Raw genomic sequence first — 23,386 nt, 5'->3', positions numbered from 1 at the left:
ACTACTAAGCTTTGACGTAGGGCGGCACTGTATTTGGATAGATTTCTGTCGGATAGTTGCCTGTGAAACAGGCGGCACAGGGACCGTGGTTGAGGGATTGGCCATCCTGGTAGATGGCATCCTCCAACCCTTGCACAGATAAAAATGCAAGGCTGTCAGCTCCGATGATCTCCTGCATTTCTTCCAGACTGTGATTAGCCGCAATCAGTTCACCCTCTGTAGAAGTATCAATGCCGTAATAACAAGGATTCTTTATCGGTGGTGATGCAATCCGGACATGGACTTCCGTAGCTCCCGCTTCTTTTAAAAGCCTTACGATTCTGCGGCTGGTTGTTCCCCGGACGATAGAGTCATCGACCATGACGACACGCTTCCCTTCGACAATACCGCGAACGGCGGACAGTTTCATTTTCACACCCTGCTCCCGCAGCTCCTGGGATGGCTGAATAAATGTCCTGCCGACATAACGGTTCTTTATCAAACCGAGTTCATATGGGGTTCGCGAAGCTTCTGCATAACCGATTGCCGCGGATATGCTGGAATCAGGCACACCGGTGACGACATCCGCTTCTACCGGTGCTTCATCAGCAAGGACTTTCCCCATCCGCTTTCTTGATGCGTGGACGTTGATGCCATCGAGATTGCTGTCTGGACGGGAAAAATAGACGTGCTCCATGGAACATAGTGTCCGTTGAATCGGTGCAGAAAACCGCTTCGATTCGATGCCGTTTTCATCGATGACCAATAACTCTCCCGGCTCAACGTCCCGTTCATGTTCCGCTCCGACGACATCAAACGCACAAGTTTCTGAAGCGACGACATAAGCACTGCCGATCCGGCCGATCGATAACGGCCGCAAGCCGCGCGGATCCTGAGCGACAAATAATTGCTTTTCCGTCATGACAGCAAATGCGTAAGCCCCTTTAATCATTGTAAGGGCTTGTATTAATGCCTCTTCCATATTTAAGTGGCCGCTCCGTTTAATCAAGTGAGCGATCACCTCGGTATCGGAGGTCGTCTGCAAAATGCTTCCCTGCGCTTCCAGCTGCATTTTCAGCGCCTGAGCATTGACGAGGTTTCCGTTATGAGCAAGCGCCATGCTGCTTTTTTGCGAGCGAAATAATAGCGGCTGGACATTTTCATAACCTCCGCCACCTTGTGTTGCATAACGGACATGGCCAAGTGCGGCATGGCCTTCTAAATTATCCAGCATATCCTGTTTGAATACATCGTTTACTAACCCAAGCCCTTTGGCCAGTTTCAACTCTTCTCCGTCACTGACGACAATGCCGGCTCCTTCCTGGCCGCGATGCTGTAGGGCATGGAGCCCGTAATACGTAATCTGCGCTGACTCTTCATGTCCCCATACACCAAAGATGCCACATTCTTCATTCAGGCCTTTGATTTCACCAAGCATGGAATGGCTCCTTTCCAGGCGTCCTTCAATTTATTCGTCACCGTATGAATGATCGGCTGACCGTTGACGTTTAAACGGTATTCCCCATCATCTATTACGCGCCCGATAAGAACTGCCTCGGTCATTAACTGCTCCCATTCTTTCTGTTTTTCAGGACTCACTGAGATAATGAATCGGGATTGTGTTTCAGCGAAAAGCTCTGCCGCTGTATCTCCTTCTAACTCCACTTTACAACCAAACTCCTGTGCAAACAGGCTCTCTGCCAGTGCCACTGCCAACCCACCTTCAGAAATATCATGCGCCGATTGGACAACCCCTGCCTGGATGGCAGTCAGCAAATGGCTCTGGCGCTTTTTTTCCACCTCTAAATCGATATGAGGAGGTTTGCCAAAATGACGACCTTCCAATATGCCTTGCAGCTCGCTCCCGCCGAATTCCGCCTGTGCTTTTCCAATCACATAAATCAAGTCCCCGGACCGCTGGAAATCGGAACGTGTGATGTGGGCCGTATCTTCGATGAGACCGACCATCCCTACAATCGGCGTTGGGTATATCGCTTTCCCATACGATTCGTTGTAAAGCGATACATTCCCACTGATGACCGGTGCTTCAAGCTGCTCACAAGCTTCACTCATACCATCGACACTTTTTTCCATCTGCCAGAAAATTTCCGGGTTTTCCGGAGAGCCGAAATTCAAACCGTCGGTCAGACCTAGCGGACGGGCACCTGAACAGACGATATTCCGAGCGGCTTCTGCTACAGCAATCTTACCGCCCATTTCCGGGTCAAGGTAGATGTAGCGAGAATTACAATCCGTCGTCATCGCGAGTGCTTTCTTTGTACCACGAACACGAAGCACAGCTGCATCAGAACCCGGGGTGACTACCGTATTCGTCTGCACCATGGAATCATACTGGTCATAGACCCATTCCTTACTGGCAATTGTCGGCTGCTTTAAGAGGTCAATCAAGGTTTTTTCATAGTCTTCAATGGTAGGCTGATAATCTTCCATCGCCTGAAATTCTTTAAAATATTCCGGTACACAGGATGGCTGACGATAGACAGGGGCATCTTCTGCCAAAGCGTCTACAGGGACATCCGCAGCCACCTCTCCTTTATGGAATAAACGGAAGCGACGCTCCTCAATGACTTCCCCGACTGCTACTGCTTCCAGGTCGTACTTTTCGAAAATCTTACGGATCTCCTGCTCGCGTCCTTTTTCAATGACCAGCAGCATCCGCTCCTGAGATTCCGACAACATCATCTCGTATGGCGACATATTCAGCTCCCGCTGCGGAATATGATCCAAATTCATTTCCATTCCTGTACCGGCTTTACTTGCCATCTCGCTGGCGGACGATGTCAGCCCCGCCGCTCCCATATCCTGCATCCCGATAAGGGCGTCATGATGGATGACTTCCAGACACGCTTCAATCAACAGTTTTTCCATGAATGGGTCACCGACCTGGACTGATGGGCGCTTACTTTCTGCTTCTTCGGATAATTCTTCGGAAGCAAAGGTAGCACCATGTATGCCGTCACGCCCTGTTTTAGCTCCAACATACATGACCGTGTTTCCGACTCCGGCTGCAATCCCTTTTTGAATGTCTTTGTGATCAATCAGTCCGACACACATGGCATTGACAAGGGGATTTCCTTCATAAGCATCGTCAAACTGGACTTCTCCTCCGACTGTTGGAACGCCGACACAGTTGCCATAGCCGGCAATCCCCCGTACGACTTCCTCAAACAGATATTTGATTCTCGGATGTTTCAACGAGCCGAACCTTAGTGAATTCAACAGAGCAATCGGACGGGCTCCCATGGAAAACACGTCGCGAATAATACCTCCGACACCTGTCGCCGCCCCTTGGTATGGTTCAACGGCTGAGGGGTGATTATGGCTTTCAATTTTGAAAACGACAGCCTGCTCATCGCCGATATCAATAATGCCGGCACCTTCCCCAGGCCCCTGCAATACTTGCGGGCCTTCTGTAGGAAACTTTTTTAGCAAAGGCTTAGAGTTTTTGTAGCTGCAATGCTCGGACCACATCACCGAAAATAACCCGATTTCCGTATGATTCGGACGTCTGCCCAGCAGGCTTACAACCTGTTTATATTCCTGGTCGCTGAGCCCCATTTCTGCGTATATTCGATTATGTTCAATTTCTTCTGGACTGATTTCAAGCATGGATGGCATGATTATTCCTCCAATACGTCAAAATGGATTGAAACAAACGAAGTCCGTCCGCATTTCCGAGCAGACTTTCGATCGCGCGTTCCGGGTGAGGCATCATCCCCAGTACATTTCCTGTTTCATTAACGATACCTGCGATATCCCCTGTCGAGCCATTAGGATTATTCGTGTACGTAAAAACAATCTGTTCATTATCCTTCAGTTGTTGATAAGTAGCATCGTCACAGTAATAATTTCCTTCCCCGTGGGCAATCGGCAGATGGATCAGTCCGTCTTTTTGGTATTCAGAAGTGAACATCGTCTTATTATTTTCCACACGTAATTCTTCCTGGTGACACATGAATTTCAAATCACGATTTGCAAGCATGGCACCTGGCAAAAGACCGGACTCCAGTAAAATCTGAAACCCATTGCAAACCCCTAAGACCGGCTTTTTGTCAGCGGCCGCTTTTTTGATTTGCTGAACAATAGGAGATGTGGAAGCGATTGATCCAGAACGGAGATAGTCACCGTAGGAAAAGCCCCCTGGAAGCAAAATCGCATCATAAGAGGATAAATCAGCGTCCAGATACCAGACTAAGTCCGCCTCTTCGTTCAATCCTTCTTTAACGGCATGATACATGTCCCGGTCACAATTGGAGCCTGGAAATACAACAACGGCGAACTTCACGCGATAACCTCCTCAATCTCGTAGGAATAATCTTCAATGACTGGGTTGGCAAGCAGCTTATCGCACATTTCTTCCACCTGAGCTTCCAGGTTCTCGGATTCTTCCATCATGACTTCCATATACTTTCCGACCCTTACCTCATTTACGCTGCCGAAATCTAAGGTGTTGAGAGAGTTTTTGACAGCCTTCCCTTGAGGATCCAGAACCCCTTCTTTCAATGTGATATAAACTTTTACTTTGCGCATATGCTCTCCTCCAGTCGTTGTAAAATAGTTTCATAGGTTGCGATTAAATCGCCGATATCTTCCCGGAAGACATCCTTATCCATCTTTTCTCCAGTTGCTGCATCCCAAAGACGGCAGGTATCTGGCGATATTTCATCAGCCAGGACGATGGTGCCGTCATTCAAGCGTCCGAATTCCAATTTGAAATCCACTAACTCCAAATCTGTCTGTTTAAATAACCGTTTCAATATTTCATTGATCTTAAGTGCGAGAATTTTGATTTTGTCCAGATCATGCTCGGTCACATTCGCTAACCGTTTCGCATGATCATCATTGATGAGCGGATCATCGAGGTCATCGTTTTTATAAAAAAGTTCGATAATAGGAGGTTGTAGCACTGTTTTTTCCGGTATCGCCAGGCGCCTTGTCAGGCTTCCTGCGGCAATGTTACGAACAACCACTTCAAGTGGAATGATTGTTGTTTTTTGTACAAGTTGTTCATTATCATTCAGTGCTTTCAAAAAATGCGAGGGAATATGCTGCTGATGTAAATGTTCGAAAATTCGGCTGGTAATCAAGTTATTCAAGCGGCCTTTACCTTCAAATTGATCCTTCTTCTTTCCATTAAAAGCAGTAGCATCGTTTTTATAGGAGAGGACTAGTTGTTCCGGTTTGCCTTCCACATGATAGACTTTCTTTGCTTTGCCTTCATATAATAGGGAGCCTTTCATTTTTAGAACACCTCGTTTTAGTAAAAGTAAGAGGAGGAACATACGATGCCCCTCCCCTCCTGCTGACTACAATCCAATCCGTTCGAAAATACGATCCACGTTTTTCAAGTGATGGGTGTAATCAAAACATTGTTCGATTTGTTCAGGGGACAGTGTTGATGTAATTTTTTCGTCTGCTTCAATCAATTCACGGAATGGAATCCCTTTCTCCCAGGCTTCCATTGCTTTTGGCTGGACCAGGTCATAAGCCTCTTCACGAACCATGCCTTCATCAATCAGGGTCAGCAGTACCCGTTGAGAGAAGATAAGCCCGTACGTTTTCTTCATATTGGCTTTCATCTGCTCCGGGAATACCGTCAAGTTTTTGACGATACTGCCAAACCGGTTCAACATATAATTGATGGCAATCGTTGCATCCGGCAAAATGACACGTTCCGCTGATGAATGGGAAATGTCCCGCTCATGCCAAAGGGCGACATTCTCAAACGCCGTCATCATTTCACCGCGAATGACACGGGCCATGCCTGTCATATTTTCCGAACCGATCGGGTTCCGCTTGTGCGGCATTGCTGACGAGCCTTTCTGACCTTTAGCAAAAAACTCTTCCACTTCACGTGTTTCCGTTTTTTGCAGGCCGCGGATTTCGACTGCCATTTTTTCAATGGAAGTGGCGATCAAGCTTAATGTAGAAACATAGTGAGCATGGCGGTCACGCTGCAACGTCTGCGTTGACACGGGTGCCGCCTTCAAACCGAGGTTACGGCAAACATATTCTTCTACAAAAGGATCAATGTTCGCATAGGTACCGACTGCTCCGGATAGCTTTCCGACTTCGATATGATCGATGGCAAGATCCAAACGTTCCAGGTTCCGCTTCATCTCTTCATACCAAAGCGCAAGCTTCAGACCGAATGTGGTCGGTTCCGCATGGACGCCGTGGGTGCGTCCCATCATGACAGTGTGCTTATGCTCCAGGGCTTTATCTGCCAGGATATCGATAAAGCTGACCAGATCTTTGCGGATGATTTCGTTCGCCTGCTTCAATAAGTAAGAAAGGGCGGTGTCCACGACATCTGTGGAAGTGAGACCGTAATGCACCCACTTCCGCTCTTCACCTACGGTTTCGGAAACCGCGCGAGTAAAGGCAACGACATCATGTCGTGTTTCTTTTTCAATTTCATAGATGCGCTCGATATCGAACGATGCATGCTGGCGCAGCTTCTCGACATCTTCTTTTGGAATGATGCCAAGCTCACTCCAAGCTTCACAGGCAAGCAATTCGACTTCAAGCCAGGCTTTGTACTTGTTTTCTTCTGTCCAGATGGCTCCCATTTCTGGACGTGTGTAACGATCAATCATGTTACTCCTCCTAAAACTGTCCCACCCAACACTTTACCATGTGGGAAGCTGATTTTCTTCCATCCGTTGAAAAATTTCATCTAAGCTTGTGCCAACTATCGTGATATGACCCATCTTTCTCTCCGGCCTCGCTTCTTCTTTCCCGTAATCATGAAGGTGAAAGTCCTGAATACGGGCAAGGTTTTCAAAGAGTTCCTCCCGATGCTTCCCAAGAATGTTGAGCATGACAGCTGCCGGAAACGATTGGACTTTTAAAAGTGGCAGTCCGCAAATCGCCCGTACATGCTGTTCGAACTGCGAGACATTGCACGCTTCAATCGTGTAATGACCGGAGTTATGTGGTCGTGGCGCCATTTCATTGACAAACACCTGGTCATCTTTCACAAAAAGTTCGACAGTGAAGGTGCCGACCACTTGCAAATGCTCTGCTAATAGCTTTGCAGCCGCCTTAGCCTTCGCTGCCACGTTATCGTTGATTGCTGCCGGGATCTGGGTCCGGTGGAGGATCTGGTTATTGTGAGTGTTCTCAGCCACAGGAAAATACGTTATTTCTCCGGTTTGGCTACGCGTGAACACCACGGATATTTCTTTTTGAAAATCGATGAAGGCTTCGATAATATAAGTAGAATCTGGTGCGATGAAGTTTTCCACTTCCGCCAGGTCCTCTTCCTTATTCAGCTTAACCTGACCTTTTCCGTCATATCCCCCGGTAATCGTCTTGATGATCGCCGGGTATCCGATCGACTGAACGGCTGTTTTTACTTGATCAAACGTTTGAACAATCTCGTAATTCGGCACATTCAACCCTGTTTCGACAGCGATTTGTTTCTCTTTTTGTCGATTTTGCGTGATTTCTAAAGGCAGGGCTCCTTGCGGCAACTTTCCGGTTTTTTCGAGCATATCGGCCACATTTAGATCGACATTTTCAAACTCATAGGTGATTACATCGCTGATGTTTTCAAGGTTCCGGGCTGCCTCAAAATCATCATAGGCTGCTTCGATATGGTAATCTGCAACCTGGGCACACGGACAATCCGGTTTCGGGTCGAGGACGGCGACTCGATAACCCATATGTTTTGCCGCTACAGCCATCATCCGTCCGAGCTGTCCACCACCTAATATTCCAATTGTCTGACCCGGGATGAGTCTAACTGTCATGGAGCTCACTCCTCATTTCTTCGACTTTTTCTTTCATACGGGATCGATAGTCTGCTAGTTTGTCAGCAATCGATACGTCAAAGCTTCCCAGTATTTCTGCTGCCAAAAGTCCGGCATTCTTAGCCCCTGATGTTCCGATAGCTACGGTCGCGACCGGGACACCGCCAGGCATTTGAACAATTGATAATAAGGAGTCCATCCCTTTGAGGGACTTGGATTCCACCGGGACCCCAATGACCGGAAGCGTCGTCTTTGCAGCAACCATGCCCGGAAGGTGGGCGGCACCGCCAGCACCGGCAATAATCACTTTCAAGCCCTTCCCTCTCGCTTCATCAGCATAGCGGAACATATCTTCCGGCGTCCGGTGAGCGGAAATGATTTCTTTTTCATAGGCTATTTCAAGTTCATCCAGCACTTCACATGTATGCTGCATCGTCGACCAATCGGAGATGCTTCCCATAATTACTCCTACCTGAGCCATCGAACCCCTCTTTTCATTAAAATTACGGTTTCGCGCCTAATTTAGTATTTTCGCGCAGTTAACAGCTGTTTTCGCGCAACAATTTTGTTTTCCGCGCTCTTTTCAATTTTTTAGCGCCTTTATTCGGATTCTCGCGCCCGCACTAATAACTTAAAAAGCGCCTGCACCACCTTCTCCACTATGAGAGAAGATGGGCAGACGCTTTTTGCGGATACCGAACACAACCATCGCTGTACAGCAATGGTTCATCTTCCTCATAGTCCAGCAATTTACGGTTACCGGGTAGAGACGAACGGGCCATATTCCCGTCTTATATGAGGGTGCTTTATTCAATTAACTATGTTCATCATAACAATTTCCCCAAAGGACTGTCAACGCCAAAAACGAACATTGTAAAACTCTATAGAAATTATTGTTCGCTTTTAACCGCTTGAAAGACAATCTTTCTTCCAACCGGCTCATAGGTTTTCTCACCGTCTCGATTCACTTCCTGGAAGATCGGTTCTTCTGCTCGTCGAACCGGGGTGTAGCCTTCTTTTTTCATACGATCCAGGCAATGATCGATTGTTTCGCCTTCGTGGACTTCAAAGCGCATTTTTTTGCTTTTCGCCATTGCTCAACCTTCCCTTCTTCACCTGCTTGACCCAGAACCCACCGTGGATCTGTTTGGGTTCATAAGCGATGATGAATGCTTTCGGGTCAAGCGTACGAATTGTGTCGTATAATTTCAATTCATACTTGCGCGGTGTCAGGATCTGCATAGCAAGCCGGTCTCCTTCCATTCCATAAGCAAACCAGCTCGTTACCCCGTAGCCCTTATCTCTAAGCTTACGCGTAAACTCGATGTCCGGGCTTGAGGAAATGACATTCACCGTAATGTAGCCAAGTGCGAGCTTTTCTTCAATTTTCATCCCGACAATGACACCAAGTGCATACCCGACCGCATAGGCGATGACGTTCTGAATCTGATCGAGGTTTTCCAACACTAACCCTAAACCTAAGATATACACAACAATCTCAAACATACTGATAAAAGCTGCTAAGTAACGTTGTCCTTTCAGCGTCAGAATCATCCGGATCGTAAAAAAGGAGACATATACAATGTTGATGATCAGGATGATAGCGATCATAACCAAAGCATTATCCAGCATGGCAGCCCCTCCAAACCTTTATAGCTTATCATCTCCCCTGCAGCTATAGGCATTCACACGGGTGAAAGATATGCATACACTATATAACAGGAAGAATCGTCTGCACAATAACTTTTTTACATTTTAAGGTAGAGGGTGGAATTGCTATGAATCAATTCGATGATTGGAAAAAGAATTTAGATCGTTTTTTCGGCCATGATTTCTGGGGAGATTTTGAAGGACTGGTCAAGCCCCCGCTGCCCCAAATGAATTTATATCAATACGATAATGAATTGCTTTGTATCTTTAGCATTCCAGGTTTAAAAGATTTGAATAAGGTGGATGTCTACGTGAACCACGCCACCCTGGAAATCAGAGGCATCGTCGAGATCAACCAAAAAGGCGGCCAGCAGGTAAAAGGCGAAATCATGGAAGGCACATTCGACCGCCAAGTCGACCTGCCCTATCCGGTCCGCAGCGATAAAATCCAGGCATCCTATAAACAGGGCCTGCTCGTCGTACAGCTTTACCGCCTAATTTCAGATGCCAACCAAAAGAACCGCATTCAAATTACGAATCTGGAAGAAGAATGATCTCCATTTGATAAAATAACCAATGCTGACCAAGTTGCAGCATTGGTTATTTTGGTATCACCTTTATGACAAGAAAATAAAGTAAAGAATGAAAATCACAAATAGCAGATACATAATCGGGTGGATTTCTTTGATTCGCCCTTTCATGATCATGGTAATCGGATAGAAAATGAAACCTAGAGCAATTCCTGTTGCAATGCTATACGTCAGTGGCATGGCGATAATAGTGAAAAAGGCGGGAACTGCAATTTCGAATTGATCCCAGTCGACATTTTTCAAAGAAGATGCCATCAACACACCAACAATAATCAATGCTGGAGCGGTGACTTCAGCCGTCACAACTCCAAGCAGCGGTGAGAACCATAACGCTAATAAGAAGAAGCCGGCCGTTACAACGGAAGTGAAACCAGTTCGTCCGCCGGCGCCTACACCCGCTGTCGATTCAATATAAGAAGTAGTAGTCGATGTTCCTACCGCGGCCCCAACCACAGTAGCAGCAGAGTCAGATAACAACGCACGACCTGCTCGTGGCAGTTTATTATCTTTCATGAAACCTGCCTGAGTGGATACAGCAACCAATGTACCAGCAGTATCAAAGAAGTCGACAAACAAGAATGTCAAAATAACAACGAGCATCTCTATGGTGAAAATATCTCCAAAATGAATGAATGCCTGTCCGAAAGTAGGCGCGACACTTGGTACACTGCCTACAACATCGCCGGCTCCTTTTGGAGGATCAATCAACCCAACGACCATGCCAGCAATTGCCGTCAGAATCATACCGTAAAATATTCCGCCTTTGATACCCAGTGACAACAGAATAACCGATGCGACAATCCCAAAGATAGCAAGCAGAACAGTCGGCGAGGTCAAGTCGCCCAGCTCGACCAGTGTGGCTTCATTAGCCTGAATGATTCCGGAACTCTGAAAACCGATGAAGGCGATGAACAACCCGATACCAGCTCCGACAGCCATTTTCAAATTGGCTGGAATAGCATTAATGATTCGTTCACGAAGTCCTGTCAGCGTTAAAACGATAAAAATAAGTCCAGATGCCAACACCCCGGCAAGCGCGGTTTCCCATGGGATTCCATACCCCAGAACAACCGTGTAAGCGAAGAAAGCATTCAGCCCCATACCCGGAGCCAAAGCGATCGGGTAACGTGCGAACACACCCATAATTAATGTACCGATAGCAGCCGCTATCGCAGTTGCAGTAAATACGGCTCCCTGGTCAATACGGGTCACGCCTTCTGGGAGCTCTTCAACCCCTACAAGGGCCAAAGTAGCCGGGTTAACGAATAAAATATAAGCCATAGCCAGGAATGTTGTCATCCCCGCCATGAATTCGGTACGGTAGTTCGTACCCAATTCTTCAAATCTAAAAAACTTCTTCATGGTGATTCTCCCCCTCTATATTTAACAGTCGTAATTAAAAAAGCACTCCATGGATTTCTCCAGGAGTGCTGAACTGACGCGGGGAATTCGAACATGCAGAAAGATATACATCTCCCCTGCCTGTCCAATCCACCAACGTAGTCAGGCCATTTACGGCAGCCTGGTAGAAACGTTCGGGCCATATCCCCGAATTTATACGACGGTATCACTATATTTATTTCTCTTATATCGTACGAGCCTTCCTCACAATTGTCAATCAAAAAGACGAACATTTAATATTAAAATTTTGGTAATGTTCGTTTATTCCCATTCAATCGTAGCAGGCGGCTTGCTCGTAATGTCATAAACGACGCGGTTGATATGTTCGACCTCATTGACACAACGGGTGGAAATCTTCTCCAGAACATCCCAGGGAATGCGCGCCCAGTCAGATGTCATCCCATCAACAGAAGTGACAGCCCGGATGCCGATGGTATGATCATAGGTACGTGTATCTCCCATGACACCAACAGACCGGAAATTAGGCAGTACCGTGAAGTATTGCCAAATGTCACGATCAAGACCCGCGTTGCTGATTTCTTCACGGAGGATAGCATCAGATTCACGGACAATCTTTAACTTTTCCTCAGTCACTTCCCCCAGGACACGGATAGCCAGACCTGGCCCGGGGAACGGCTGTCTCCAAACGATTTCATCAGAAACCCCCAGCTCTGAACCTAGAACACGCACTTCGTCTTTGAACAACGTATTCAATGGCTCGATCAATTCGAACTGCATATCCTCAGGGAGCCCGCCAACATTATGATGGGATTTAATCGTCTGTGCGGTATCGGTGCCACTCTCGATAATATCCGTATAAAGCGTACCTTGCGCAAGGAAGTGAGTATCCTTCAGCTTAGCTGCTTCATCATCAAACACATAAATGAATTCATTACCGATGATTTTCCGCTTTTGCTCCGGATCAGAAACGCCAGCCAGTTTACTCATGAACCGCTCTTTGGCATCCACTTTAATGACGTTCATGTTGAAGCCATCACGGAAGGTGGTCATGACACTGTCGGCTTCCCCTTCCCGCAAGAGTCCATGATCGACAAAGATACACGTCAGCTGGTCACCAATAGCCTTATTGATCAAGGCAGCCACTACAGAGGAATCGACCCCACCGCTTAGTGCACATAGTACCTTCTGGTCACCAACTTGCTCACGAATCTTTTCTACTTCCATATCGATGAAGTTTTCCATCGTCCAGTCGCCTTTAGAATTACAAACATCGAACACGAATTGTTTCAAAAGGTTATCGCCATATTCGGAATGGCGTACTTCCGGGTGAAACTGCACGCCATACATTTTCCGTTCATCGTCACTGATTGCAGCTACCGGACAGGAAGGACTGGTAGCATCAGTGGAGAACCCTGGCGGAGATTCGATCACCTTATCGCTGTGACTCATCCATACTGTTTGGACAAGAGGGGTATCTTTGAACAGCACAGGTTCATGCTCTTTCAACGTAATCGCAGCTTTTCCATATTCTCGTTCATTGGCACGTTCTACCGTACCACCAAAATGGTGCGTCATCAGCTGCATGCCATAACAAATCCCAAGAACAGGAATGCCCAGTTCAAAAATCTCTTCGTCGCAGCGAAAACTATTTTCCCCATAGACACTGTTCGGTCCGCCTGAAAGGATGATTCCCGTTGGATTCATCGCTTTCACTTCATCAGCGGTCAATTTATGGGAATGCAATTCACTGTAAACACCGAACTCCCTGATCCGCCTTGTAATCAGCTGGTTGTATTGACTTCCGAAATCCAATACTAGAATAAAATCATCGAACTGTTTCATATCTTCAGCTCCCTTTTCACAAAGCTTAACCTTGTAATGTTAGAAACACCCGGATCACCGCCATCACTTATGGCGAAAGTCCTCGTCTCTGTTACACTTTCATGCTTATACAGAAATTATAATTTCTCACCGTAATAAAATAGACTTCTGCCCCTGAACACAGGAAGGCAGAAGTCCACTGAAAAAAAAGGAAATCTGCCTTCATAGTCAGGATATTTACGGCATCCCGGTAGAGACTCTCGAACCCTATTATCGAGGATATATGAAGGTGCAGCATGTGTAATTTTCATTAATTCTATCAACCCACATGGCAAGAATCAAGACAATGCCTTGTTGATTAAATTTTCCCATAATTCTGTGACCTTTCTCCATTGATCGGATTTCTGGTCATTTCTGTATAACATCCGTTCATAATGATGGGTCAATACTTTCATATCATTGGTCTGGAAATGCCTGTCCACATCATTGGCATATTCCCGCAGTGTCTGGTTCGGCTTCCGCTTCAGCCCTTTATTATCAAGAACTTTCAACAGATAATGGTAGGCGTTCTGATAAGTAGCCGGATCTTCACTTTGCTTGTATCGCCTTTTCAAAAAGGCGGACATCCAACGGAATCGGGTCACGTACAAAACAATAGCTATTCCTGCCAAGGCTGCAGTTAAGCCAATATAATTCCAGAAGTTACCTCCCTCTTCCGAAGCAGCAGCGCCACTTTCATCAGAATCAAAATCTTCCTCTATTTCCTGCTGCTGATTAGGAGATTCCGTGTCTGGCGTGTCTGTTTCTTCGGAATTATCTTCATCAGAACTGCTGTCCAGATCGTCCGTATCTACATAAAAGTCTGTCGGGTTGGAGAAACCTTTGGTGGGCTCAAATGGTACCCAGCCGATTCCAGGAAAATGTACTTCCACCCAGGAATGGGCATTGTTATTTGTCACCTGGTATAAGTTATAGGTGTCCCCGTCCTCCAGTTCGATATCCGTATCTTCCAATTCGCCTCCGGTAAATCCTTTTACCCAACGAGCCGGAATGCCGACAGAACGAAGCATGACTACCATCGAGGTCGAGAAGTTATCACAGTATCCTTGCTGCGTTTCGAACAAGAACTGATCGACATAGTCATCGCTCTCTCCTGGAACAGCTACGTCTTCGGTATTGTATTCAAAACCGCTCGTTGAAAAGTAATTCTCCACTTCTTTTACCCGATCATAACGATTGTCTTCATCTTTAATAATCTGCTCGGTCAAATTTCCCACTCTTCCTGGCAAATCATCAGGAAGCTGCAAGTATTCATCACGGATTTCCCGGGGGTCGTCCTCGCCCGCTTCTCGTAGTTGATCATATTCATAGGAAGGGACGTCGATTTGCATCCGGTAGCCGGGGATTTGACGGGCTTTCTGGTTAACTTGCGTTTCTACTTCGCCCGTCGGCTGATGAACAAGAAATTGAAACTGCTCAGGATAAGATACAACCTCTGCTGCACCATACGGATAAACCAGTTTATTCAGTCGCACGTCATCATTGAAATTGACAAGCGAGTATTGCTCTTCCGTCTCTACTTCATCGGTAAAGGTCCTGATTCCCAGATCGCCCCCATTAGCGACCCTGATATCCTCTTCCAGGGTATCCTCCCATCCCTTTCCGGTATAATGATTCTTCGATTCTACTCTCCAATACCTTTCTTTCTTGGCTGCCACCCGAAAAACCGGTGTGTCGTCCCGCATGAACGCACCGCCAAGCTCGGAGTCATTTTCACCATAGCCGATCTTCTGAATGCTTCCACCGCCTGGTCCGTTACCGCCAGAGTTACCTACTGCACTTTCAATATATGGGACAGGATCCGCCCATTGCGGCCCGGGCTTCGGAGAAGCATATCCGACTGCGGTCGAAAACAAGACGATTGCCGCCATCGGAAGAATCCAACGGTGAAGACGTTTCATACCTCCGAAAGAAATCCCCTCTTTTTCCATTTCTCTCGAAAAACTGGATACCCCAAGAGCGATCATAGCAATAATGAAAGTTCGGACGATTGCCCACTGCCCGTTGTATTCCGTAAAGGTATCCATGATCGTGATGACAAAGAATGTCATGAGTACAAACAGAAAAATACGTTTGGCAATGACAAACCAGAAATACAGCAGGTAGCTCATCAGCCAAAGCAGAACAAGGAATAAGAAGCTCCGGAAGAACGCCGTCATGTCTCCCCATTGCTGGTTCAAAATGAGATCGATATTATAAGCGAACTGCTGATAAATAATCAGGAACCATTCTTTACTAAATAATCGCTCATAAAGGAACAGTCCATCCAAAATAAAAACAAGTCCCAGCAGCTTTAAAGGCATCGACAGCCACCAGCTGACCTGTAAAAAAGATATGAAGAAGCTGAAGGCTGCAAAAATAATGAAAACCGTAATGTTCTGCGTATCCGTAACTTTCTCTAACGGCCTCATCCATTCCCAAAACAACAGAAACCCACAAATGTAGAGAATCAGCTGATAATAAAATTGTTGTTGGTTTTCTCCTCTCATGCCTTCACCTCGAATTCTTTCTTACTCAGCTCGGCTTCTGTCAATACGTTCACCATGACCCCCCGGTAATCCAACTGATTTAACAACTTCCTGACTTCGGGTGTCAACTGGGTGGAAGGAGCAATGAAAAATAAAATCACCCGCTTCGCTTTATGCTGCATTTGAACGAGCGCTTCCAGTACACCTTCATCCATGCTCGTTGTCACTACCATCGTAATCAGCCCTGCCGGAAGCTTGTGCTGTTCCTGGGCTAATTGTTTGGAAAATGTTTGATTTTCCGCTGGCATGATGGTGGAAAGGTGCCGCCGGATATTATCCATCTGCGCTTTGTTCAGCTGGAATGAAAATGAAGCCGTACGATCCGCCAACGTTTTCAGCATTAATTGCGATGATTTCTTTTGCAGCTTGGCCAGCAGCGAATCCGCCAATTCGACAGCACCTTCAAAAGCGATCATATTCCGCGAGGCATGGCTGCCGGCATCAAGTACCACCAGCATATCGATGCTTTTCTCCTGCTCGAACTCTTTCGTCATAATCGCATCTTTACGAGCTGTCGCCTTCCAATCAATCCACTGCAGACGGTCGCCAGGCATATATTCCCGAATACCAGCGACAATGCTTGTATTATTATCGCTGAGAGATAACGAGGGACTGGCTCCCTGCTGATAGCTGTACGCCTGCTCTTTGAATTGCAGCTGGCGGCGATAAGGATAGGCTACCAATAGGTTATCCAATTCGAACACATGCTCTTTTTTAATAAATCCAAAAAAATCTCCTGTTCTGATTCGTAACGCCCGTAAATGATGTTCCCCTCGCGGGATATGATCGAGTTCATAGCGGTAATGGATGGAGCGTTGAAACCAAGGAAAAGCGACTCGTTTCATCACTCTTTCCATCTGCATGTTCTCGGGGTTGTTCATCCACTTGAACTTCTCCAGGTGTGTATCTCTTTTGGCTAATGACACAGGAAAATATTCTTCAAGTACACAATAAAAAAGCGGGAAAGGCATCCGCCGTTTCAACGTGACTTCGACATCCACAGATTCTCCCGCTTGCACAATCCGTTTGGATAACTGCCGGGAAGCTTTCCAATTATCAAGCGGATAGAGCAGAAGCAGCAGCATATAGATCAGAATGGGGAGAAGCGCAGCAAACAAAAACCAGCTGACAAAGCCTCCCTGAAACATGGCATAAGAAAAAATCACTGCGAACAGCAGCACAATCAACGATAATTTAAGCGCAAAGCTTACCCGGCGTTTCATTCATGCCTGTTCCTTTGCACCGGGATCGCAATCTGCTCCAGAATCTCTTCAGTAATCCTCTCTGCTGTATATCCTTCAAATTTCGCTTCAGAGGTCAAAATGATCCGGTGCGGCATGACGAATGGTGCTAAGTATTTAATATCATCGGGAATGACATAATCCCTATCCTGAATGAACGCAAAAGCTTTCGCAGCTCTCATCAAGGCAATTGATCCACGAGGGCTGACTCCAAGGTAGACACCATCATGGTCCCGCGTCGCTGTCACAACATCCACGATATAATGACGGATCGTATCATCGACGTAAACCTCTTTCACACTGTTTTGAATATCGAGAAGTTCGTCTTTTGTCATCACAGCCCGGATTTTTGTTAACGGATGGTCCCCGGACGTACGGCTCAGCATTTCACGTTCCTCCTGAGCAGTCGGATAGCCCATATTCAATTTCAGCAGGAACCGGTCCAACTGCGCTTCCGGCAATGGATAAGTACCTTCATATTCAATCGGATTCTGCGTAGCCATGACAAAGAATGGTTCTTTCAATGGTACCGGCGAACCTTCGACCGTTATGCTGGACTCTTCCATACCTTCCAGCAGGGCAGACTGAGTCTTCGGTGAAGTCCGATTGATCTCATCAGCCAGAACGACATTTCCTAAAATCGGTCCCGGCCGGAATTCAAACGCCATTTCTTTCGGGTTATAAATAGAAACACCCGTCACATCAGATGGCAGTAAATCAGGTGTAAACTGAATCCGCTTAAATTCACAATCCAGTGATTTTGCAATCGCCCGTACCAGCATCGTCTTACCGACCCCCGGCACGTCTTCCAACAGGACATGGCCCTTCGCCAACAGCGCTACCATACTAAGGAGAGTGACCTCCTCTTTTCCTACCATTACTTTATTCACATTTTTCATCACTTCTGATATTTTTGGTTCGTATAAGGACAGTTGCTGGGTCATTTGTCGACTCCTCTCACCTTCTATAACTCCTGGAAATTTAAATTTTCCGTATATTTCAACTATACTATATCCTGACTCATGGGACAAAAAGCACCACTCGAATGTCGATCTATCAAAATACCTTATAACAGAAGGATTCTTCTATTGATTTGCTTCAAAAGGAGAGAACAGGATAATATTGTTATTATTTTATTTATTAGAATGTGAGATTCTGTCCTGACACAGCACTCTTCTAACTTAACGCGCTGCCATTTTTTATAACCTTTTCAAAACAAAGCCATCCGTTATATTATTAGGGTAATCAGAGTATACGTAATTCCGCTATTCAGAAAGGAGAGAACTTGGTGAGTGTAAAATCCACGATTTATAAAGTACTGCGGATTTGGAACGATGTCGATGCGGTCCGGAAAGGAAAAATCGGCCGCAGAGTCGGAAGAAGGACAGCAGGAAAAGCGACCGGAAAAATTATGCGCAAGTTATTTAAGTGACGCCAGAGAAGCTTCTTTTTCACAAGAGAAGCTTCTCTTTTTGTTTACATTTTTTATGAAAAGCGTTAAACTAAATCAATGAATTACTTAGCTAGGTAAATAATTGAGGTGAATCCATTGACTAATTCCGAAACCCGCGAATTATTTCATTTATTGAACCAACGGGTGAGACTAATTACAAAAGAAGTGAACAACGTATTGAGCGACCATGGGTTATACCACTCCCAATGGTCCATTATTTTTTGTCTGGATCAATTCGGCCCGATGACGCAAACAGCAATATGGAAGTATTTGAACGTAGAAGCCCCTACGGTCACTCGCACGTTATCGCGAATGGAAAAGAACGGCTGGATTAAAAGGAAACAAGGCGAGGATAAACGGGAACGCGTCATCGAAATGACGGACGCCGCTAAACAAAAGTTTACAGCTGTCAATGAAGCGGTCGATCAAGTTGAAAAGGAAATGGCACACCCGCTTTCCAGCGAGGAAATCCAACATTTACAACATCTACTAAGGAAATTAGGTGCCACTGAAGGAGAGTAATGCATCATGGAACAAAGCAAGCGAGAACCGATTTGGACGAAGAGTTTCATCAGTATCTCGTTGACACAATTCACGGTCTTTCTGGCTTTTTACGCCCTTTTGACCACCCTACCCATTTATGTCATTCAGGATTTGAATGGAACAGAAGCCCAGGGCGGCTTGACGGTCACTGCCATGTTAGCAGCAGCTATTCTCATCCGGCCTTTTTCAGGGAAACTAATAGATGTAATCGGCAAAAGGAAGACATTATTCGTCAGCATCATGGTGTTTACAATGACCACCTTCCTTTATATAGGAATTAAGGATTTTATACCTTTATTATGGCTGCGACTGTTTCACGGCCTGTCATTCGGCCTGTTCACGACGGTGAGCGGAGCAATTGCCGCTGACGTCGTCCCCGAGTCACGCCGTGGTGAAGGTATCGGATATTTCGCTATGGCTATGAACCTAGCGGTCGTAGTCGGCCCATTCATCGGCCTTTCGGTACTACAGTTCGCCCCATTCCAGGTTCTTTTTATACTGTTAAGTGTATTTATGATCAGCGGAGCTCTATCTGCTTTTCTGGTTAAGGTACCACAAGCAACCGAAGCGGTCCGGAAAACGGGCACGTTTAAATTATCTCTGCATGATTTGATCGAGACAAAGGCAGTGCCGATCGCCTTGATCAGCAGCCTGGCTGCATTATCTTATTCGAGCATCCTTTCCTTCCTGTCCGTTTATGCTAATACAATTGGGCTATCATCGGCTGCCAGTTATTTCTTCCTCGTTTTCGCGATGGCCATGCTGCTCTCGCGTCCATATTTAGGAAGGGCCTATGACATCAAGGGACCGAAGTTTGTCATTATCCCGTGTCTATTCATCTTCGCTTTCGGACTGGTGTTTATCAGTTTTACTAGTACGGCCTGGATGCTGCTCGTTTCCGCAGCTATTATCGGGCTCGGCTATGGGACACTTCTGCCAGGCTTCCAGACTATGGCTGTCCAATCAGCACCAATTGCCCGAAGCGGACACTCGACCGCTACCTTCTTCATGTTCTATGATACCGGAATCGCTGCCGGCTCCTTCATTTGGGGATTAGTGGTAGCAAAAGCAGGATTCCAGCAATTATATCTTATCAGCGCTGTCGTCGTACTCGTGTTAATCGGCCTTTTCTATACGTACCAGGCCAAGCGTCAGCCCAAATATGCAGCTAAGGACCACCCAGTATAATCCCGCATTTATTGAACTGGTTTTCTAATAAATGAGGCACGTGTCCAATAACCACGAATCATGTCTAAATAATCCAGAAAAACGTCTAGAGAACTTCCGAGATTGTCTACTATAATCTTAAAAGTGTCTACTAAGCTAATAGAAATGTCCAGTAAATAGTTAAGCTTTCCAGCATGCCTCAGGAATGTCCGGTAAAATTTGCAACTCATAGAAAAAGCATTGACGGGTCGCCTATCCAAGTGGGACTACGTCAATGCTTTTTATAATGCAACCGCGAACTCAGGTCCGCTTTGATTTTTCAATAATATGTTCCAGCCCGGCATGGGCATTGCGGAAGGTGGCAAGTTCACTATCCAGATACTCAAAACTCATGGCCAGCTGAGGCGTAATTCCAACAAGAATACACTCCGTTCCTACCAGCGTCAAGGTTTCCGTCAACTGCTGTACCTGGTGGCTGATGCCTTCATCAAACGTGTGAATACCGCTTAAATCGATTAAAGCATGTTCGATATCCCCAGATGCACATTCTTTCAAAACAAATGAAGTCAAGCGTTCCGAACGTTCTCTATCAAAAGTACCGATTAATGGCACTGCTATGGTTTTATCCCAAATCTTGATCAGTGGCGTCGATAGCTCCTCAATCAGCTTATCTTTCCTTTTTTCCTCTTCCGCTTTTGTCGTCACATCCATCAACATGACCACATAACCGTCCACGTTACCTGCTTCATCCTGAACAGGCGTAATGACAATATCTGCGACAAATTGATTACGGATATTGATACGGGCGCGATGCGTCTCAGTCAAGTTCGCCATTTTCTCCTGCTGATACGCCGGGTTTCTGTGAAAATGATCCATATTCATTCCGATAAAATCTTCAGCACCATCCAAGTTAAACAACGGCGCGATTGCAGTGAACAGCTTTACCGCATTGTCATTCATCCACTTCACATCGTAATTTGTATCTGCAATTAAAACATTTTCTCCAATACTGTTTAAAGTATCCAACAATGATAGATTTCCGGGGATTTCACCAACAAAACTCATTTATTTCACCTATCCTACTTTATGTTTATGTCATAATTTTATAGCACTCAGGCAACCTTTCATAAGAAAAAGCCTGAACCCAGCACAGGACTGAGTCAGACTTCTTACTATAGATTATAGGTGTTATTATTTCGAAGATTCAATTACTTTGTATTTTCCCGGACCTACTACGGTATGGGTATGCTCGAACCCTGTATCTTCCAGGTTCTCCATCACACTAAGGTCCACCATAACACAACGCTGGCAGGAAGATGTAACTACCTTCCCTTTTGCGTCAACACCATTCAATTTAAATGAAATTATATCTCCAATATTTGCTTCGTGGCCTTCTGGGGTTTCCATAGCTAACATCCTTTCCATCAATAATGAGTATGATGTTTTCTGACATTATAACAAATTTATAGAAAATTTCCATCTTTTTGATATGTCGGGGGTTATTGCAGCAGAATAAACTTCAACCCCAAACGGACACCACTCTAATTTATATAAAAATCTCTCACCTGCGAATGGATGAGAGATTTTTATATAAGTTTTATGTTTTTCGTATATTATGCTTCCAGGCCTGGTCTTTATTGATCATCCGTATCGCTGCATAGATGAGAAGGAATTGCAGGGCAATGATTGGGAGCCCCATCAGACCGGAAATGACCTCAAGTGGAGCAAGTCCGCCAATACGCATCAGGACAAGCGCAAGCCCGGTAATAACTGCTGCTATGATGATACGCAGTGTTTTCGGAGGTTCGAACTTACTCATATCCCTGGTACTGGTATAAGCCGCGACCGTATAGGTGGTGGAGTCCAGCGTGGTCGTCAGGAAGATAAGTGCCACGACAATAAAGATGACAATCGCCATACTACCTAATGGCAGTGTGCTCAGTATTTCCGGGATTGCCGCCATCCTTTCTTCATTCTCGACAAACTCCAGAATACCCAGGTCGCCTTCTAAATATCTGTTGACCCCGAGACCACCCAGTACACCGGTAGCAATCCAGGAGATCAAGGTAGGTGCCAACAAGTATGTCAAAATCATTTCTTTAATGGTACGGCCCCTGGAAATCTTAGCAGCGAAGACACTATGGAGCATCGCCCATGTCGCACTGTAAGCAAACCAGAAGACGGTGTTACTCTGAACGTGAGAAGCAGAACCTTCATACACGGATTCTGTGTTCAAAGAAAAGTTCAGATAGTTGGATAATAGAAAATTAAGACTATCCGAGAAGTAATTCAGGATAAATACGCCCGGACCAGCTATCAAAATAAAAATAGCAAACAGACCGGCTAACCACATATTCCAGGTACTCAATCGTTTAATCCCCTTCTCAATTCCTAAGTAGGCACTTAGTGAGAACAGGAATACCCAAATGATAGTGACTATGATCGTCATCGTAAACGTAACATCCATATTAAGCAGGCTGGATAAATTATGGGTAATGATTGGTGCGCCCAGCCCTAATGTTACGGCAGCACCAGCCAAAATACTGATCAGAAATAAGATATCAAGAAATTTACCGCCGATACCGTCCGTAAACTTATCACCGAAAATATCCCGGCAAGCCTCAGAAATCCGCATCAGTGGACGCTTCTTTACGTGCAGGATATAAGCCATCGCCGGAGCGGCCATAACGAATATTGCAAACACCTGGAAGCCCCACAAAAACATACTGTAGGAGTTACCCCATAGCAGCGCTTCTGCTGAGCCAGGGTCCACACCAGCAGGCGGGTCGTTTGCTACAGACGTCCATTGCAGCATCCCCGTCCGCATAATAGTGGAACCTACACCCATCGCTATCAAAATAGACGCATATTCAAACAGGCTGAACCGTGGTTTTTCGTTCGGATCTCCCAGTACCACTTGTCCATATTTTGAAAAAGATAGATAAAGTCCTGCGACAACCAGAATGATGCCATACCAGAGATACCCCCAGCTGAACACTTCTACAATATAATCAAAGATAGCATTTAGTAGTTCCAAGGACTCTTTTTCATATAAGGCAAATGGAATACTGATCGCTATGATAATTAATAAGGATGGTACAAATATCGAGTAGTCAATCAGCTTCTTTTTATTCATCGAATCCTCCTCTATTTTTCTCTCGCCTCGTAATGGTTCCCCTTTCCTATTACCCCAAAACTATAAATTATAACGAAA

The 23,386-nt window shown here is 45.8% G+C and carries 22 protein-coding genes and 3 riboswitches; of the genes, 4 read left to right on the top strand and 18 right to left on the bottom strand.

The features are described from left to right. Positions 1–4 precede the first annotated feature (4 nt). The 10 genes from purF to ACGTNI_RS13865 all read right to left on the bottom strand — a co-directional run bounded on the left by purF (position 5) and on the right by ACGTNI_RS13865 (position 9,389). Positions 5–1,417 carry an amidophosphoribosyltransferase gene (gene purF / locus ACGTNI_RS13910; RefSeq protein WP_085505273.1) on the bottom strand — a complete coding sequence of 471 codons (1,413 nt, stop codon included), beginning with the start codon at positions 1,415–1,417 and terminating at the stop codon, positions 5–7. Then, entirely contained in the window at positions 1,393–3,618 is a 2,226-nt protein-coding gene (purL, locus tag ACGTNI_RS13905) for a phosphoribosylformylglycinamidine synthase subunit PurL (protein ID WP_394463386.1), read from the bottom strand. Before purL ends, purF begins: the two co-directional genes overlap by 25 nt. Next, the gene (gene purQ, locus ACGTNI_RS13900; protein WP_394463384.1) at positions 3,602–4,285 is read right to left on the bottom strand and encodes a phosphoribosylformylglycinamidine synthase subunit PurQ; all 684 of its coding nucleotides are present in this window, start codon (positions 4,283–4,285) and stop codon (positions 3,602–3,604) included. Before purQ ends, purL begins: the two co-directional genes overlap by 17 nt. Then, the gene (gene purS, locus ACGTNI_RS13895; protein WP_085505270.1) at positions 4,282–4,530 is read right to left on the bottom strand and encodes a phosphoribosylformylglycinamidine synthase subunit PurS; all 249 of its coding nucleotides are present in this window, start codon (positions 4,528–4,530) and stop codon (positions 4,282–4,284) included. The genes purQ and purS overlap by 4 nt, the downstream gene beginning before the upstream one ends. Then, the gene (purC, locus tag ACGTNI_RS13890; protein WP_394463382.1) at positions 4,518–5,240 is read right to left on the bottom strand and encodes a phosphoribosylaminoimidazolesuccinocarboxamide synthase; all 723 of its coding nucleotides are present in this window, start codon (positions 5,238–5,240) and stop codon (positions 4,518–4,520) included. Before purC ends, purS begins: the two co-directional genes overlap by 13 nt. A 66-nt stretch (positions 5,241–5,306) precedes the next feature. Further along, positions 5,307–6,599 (bottom strand): adenylosuccinate lyase, encoded by a 1,293-nt coding sequence (purB, locus tag ACGTNI_RS13885; protein ID WP_394463380.1) that lies wholly within the window; start codon positions 6,597–6,599, stop codon positions 5,307–5,309. 33 nt (positions 6,600–6,632) lie between these two features. Continuing rightward, complete coding sequence (purK, locus tag ACGTNI_RS13880) at positions 6,633–7,757, bottom strand: 5-(carboxyamino)imidazole ribonucleotide synthase (RefSeq protein WP_085505267.1); 1,125 nt, start codon at positions 7,755–7,757, stop codon at positions 6,633–6,635. Beyond that, positions 7,747–8,238, bottom strand: a complete 492-nt coding sequence (purE, locus tag ACGTNI_RS13875; RefSeq protein ID WP_394463378.1) for a 5-(carboxyamino)imidazole ribonucleotide mutase — start codon at positions 8,236–8,238, stop codon at positions 7,747–7,749. Before purE ends, purK begins: the two co-directional genes overlap by 11 nt. A 237-nt stretch (positions 8,239–8,475) precedes the next feature. Further along, positions 8,476–8,576: riboswitch (purine riboswitch) on the bottom strand. Positions 8,577–8,647: 71 nt separating this feature from the next. Continuing rightward, positions 8,648–8,851 (bottom strand): NETI motif-containing protein, encoded by a 204-nt coding sequence (locus ACGTNI_RS13870; RefSeq protein WP_394463376.1) that lies wholly within the window; start codon positions 8,849–8,851, stop codon positions 8,648–8,650. Continuing rightward, the gene (locus tag ACGTNI_RS13865) at positions 8,823–9,389 is read right to left on the bottom strand and encodes a DUF2179 domain-containing protein (RefSeq protein ID WP_394463373.1); all 567 of its coding nucleotides are present in this window, start codon (positions 9,387–9,389) and stop codon (positions 8,823–8,825) included. Before ACGTNI_RS13865 ends, ACGTNI_RS13870 begins: the two co-directional genes overlap by 29 nt. Before the next feature lie 146 nt (positions 9,390–9,535). Between ACGTNI_RS13865 and ACGTNI_RS13860 the strand changes: the two genes are divergently transcribed. Then, positions 9,536–9,961 carry an Hsp20/alpha crystallin family protein gene (locus ACGTNI_RS13860; protein ID WP_394463371.1) on the top strand — a complete coding sequence of 142 codons (426 nt, stop codon included), beginning with the start codon at positions 9,536–9,538 and terminating at the stop codon, positions 9,959–9,961. A gap of 63 nt (positions 9,962–10,024) precedes the next feature. Here ACGTNI_RS13860 and ACGTNI_RS13855 read toward each other — a convergent pair whose 3' ends face one another. The 5 genes from ACGTNI_RS13855 to ACGTNI_RS13835 all read right to left on the bottom strand — a co-directional run bounded on the left by ACGTNI_RS13855 (position 10,025) and on the right by ACGTNI_RS13835 (position 17,953). Further along, complete coding sequence (locus tag ACGTNI_RS13855; RefSeq protein WP_085505262.1) at positions 10,025–11,359, bottom strand: NCS2 family permease; 1,335 nt, start codon at positions 11,357–11,359, stop codon at positions 10,025–10,027. 118 nt (positions 11,360–11,477) lie between these two features. Continuing rightward, positions 11,478–11,579, bottom strand: a riboswitch (purine riboswitch). Positions 11,580–11,659: 80 nt separating this feature from the next. Next, positions 11,660–13,201 carry a glutamine-hydrolyzing GMP synthase gene (gene guaA, locus ACGTNI_RS13850; RefSeq protein WP_394463368.1) on the bottom strand — a complete coding sequence of 514 codons (1,542 nt, stop codon included), beginning with the start codon at positions 13,199–13,201 and terminating at the stop codon, positions 11,660–11,662. 184 nt (positions 13,202–13,385) lie between these two features. After that, a riboswitch (purine riboswitch) is annotated at positions 13,386–13,487 on the bottom strand. Positions 13,488–13,518: 31 nt separating this feature from the next. Further along, positions 13,519–15,729, bottom strand: a complete 2,211-nt coding sequence (locus tag ACGTNI_RS13845) for a DUF4129 domain-containing transglutaminase family protein (RefSeq protein ID WP_394463366.1) — start codon at positions 15,727–15,729, stop codon at positions 13,519–13,521. After that, entirely contained in the window at positions 15,726–16,991 is a 1,266-nt protein-coding gene (locus tag ACGTNI_RS13840) for a DUF58 domain-containing protein (RefSeq protein WP_394463364.1), read from the bottom strand. The genes ACGTNI_RS13845 and ACGTNI_RS13840 overlap by 4 nt, the downstream gene beginning before the upstream one ends. Continuing rightward, positions 16,988–17,953, bottom strand: a complete 966-nt coding sequence (locus ACGTNI_RS13835; RefSeq protein WP_085505258.1) for an AAA family ATPase — start codon at positions 17,951–17,953, stop codon at positions 16,988–16,990. The genes ACGTNI_RS13840 and ACGTNI_RS13835 overlap by 4 nt, the downstream gene beginning before the upstream one ends. Positions 17,954–18,297: 344 nt before the next feature. Here ACGTNI_RS13835 and ACGTNI_RS13830 point away from each other — a divergent pair, with 344 nt between their 5' ends. The 3 genes from ACGTNI_RS13830 to ACGTNI_RS13820 all read left to right on the top strand — a co-directional run bounded on the left by ACGTNI_RS13830 (position 18,298) and on the right by ACGTNI_RS13820 (position 20,193). After that, positions 18,298–18,441, top strand: a complete 144-nt coding sequence (locus ACGTNI_RS13830; RefSeq protein WP_394463361.1) for a hypothetical protein — start codon at positions 18,298–18,300, stop codon at positions 18,439–18,441. A 117-nt stretch (positions 18,442–18,558) separates the two neighbouring features. After that, entirely contained in the window at positions 18,559–18,984 is a 426-nt protein-coding gene (locus ACGTNI_RS13825; protein ID WP_394463359.1) for a MarR family winged helix-turn-helix transcriptional regulator, read from the top strand. 6 nt (positions 18,985–18,990) lie between these two features. Next, positions 18,991–20,193, top strand: a complete 1,203-nt coding sequence (locus tag ACGTNI_RS13820; RefSeq protein WP_394463357.1) for an MFS transporter — start codon at positions 18,991–18,993, stop codon at positions 20,191–20,193. Positions 20,194–20,472: 279 nt separating this feature from the next. Here the strand turns inward: ACGTNI_RS13820 and ACGTNI_RS13815 are convergent, their stop codons facing one another. The 3 genes from ACGTNI_RS13815 to ACGTNI_RS13805 all read right to left on the bottom strand — a co-directional run bounded on the left by ACGTNI_RS13815 (position 20,473) and on the right by ACGTNI_RS13805 (position 23,308). Continuing rightward, complete coding sequence (locus ACGTNI_RS13815) at positions 20,473–21,237, bottom strand: STAS domain-containing protein (protein WP_394463355.1); 765 nt, start codon at positions 21,235–21,237, stop codon at positions 20,473–20,475. Between the two features lie 126 nt (positions 21,238–21,363). After that, positions 21,364–21,579, bottom strand: a complete 216-nt coding sequence (locus ACGTNI_RS13810) for a DUF2187 family protein (protein ID WP_062440227.1) — start codon at positions 21,577–21,579, stop codon at positions 21,364–21,366. Between the two features lie 190 nt (positions 21,580–21,769). Then, positions 21,770–23,308 (bottom strand): BCCT family transporter, encoded by a 1,539-nt coding sequence (locus ACGTNI_RS13805; protein WP_394463353.1) that lies wholly within the window; start codon positions 23,306–23,308, stop codon positions 21,770–21,772. Positions 23,309–23,386: the final 78 nt, after the last annotated feature.

It is taken from the genome of Thalassobacillus sp. B23F22_16 (assembly GCF_043496955.1).
GTDB lineage: Bacteria > Bacillota > Bacilli > Bacillales > Halobacillaceae > Thalassobacillus > Thalassobacillus devorans_A.
This window is presented reverse-complemented; position numbering and strand designations above follow the sequence as displayed.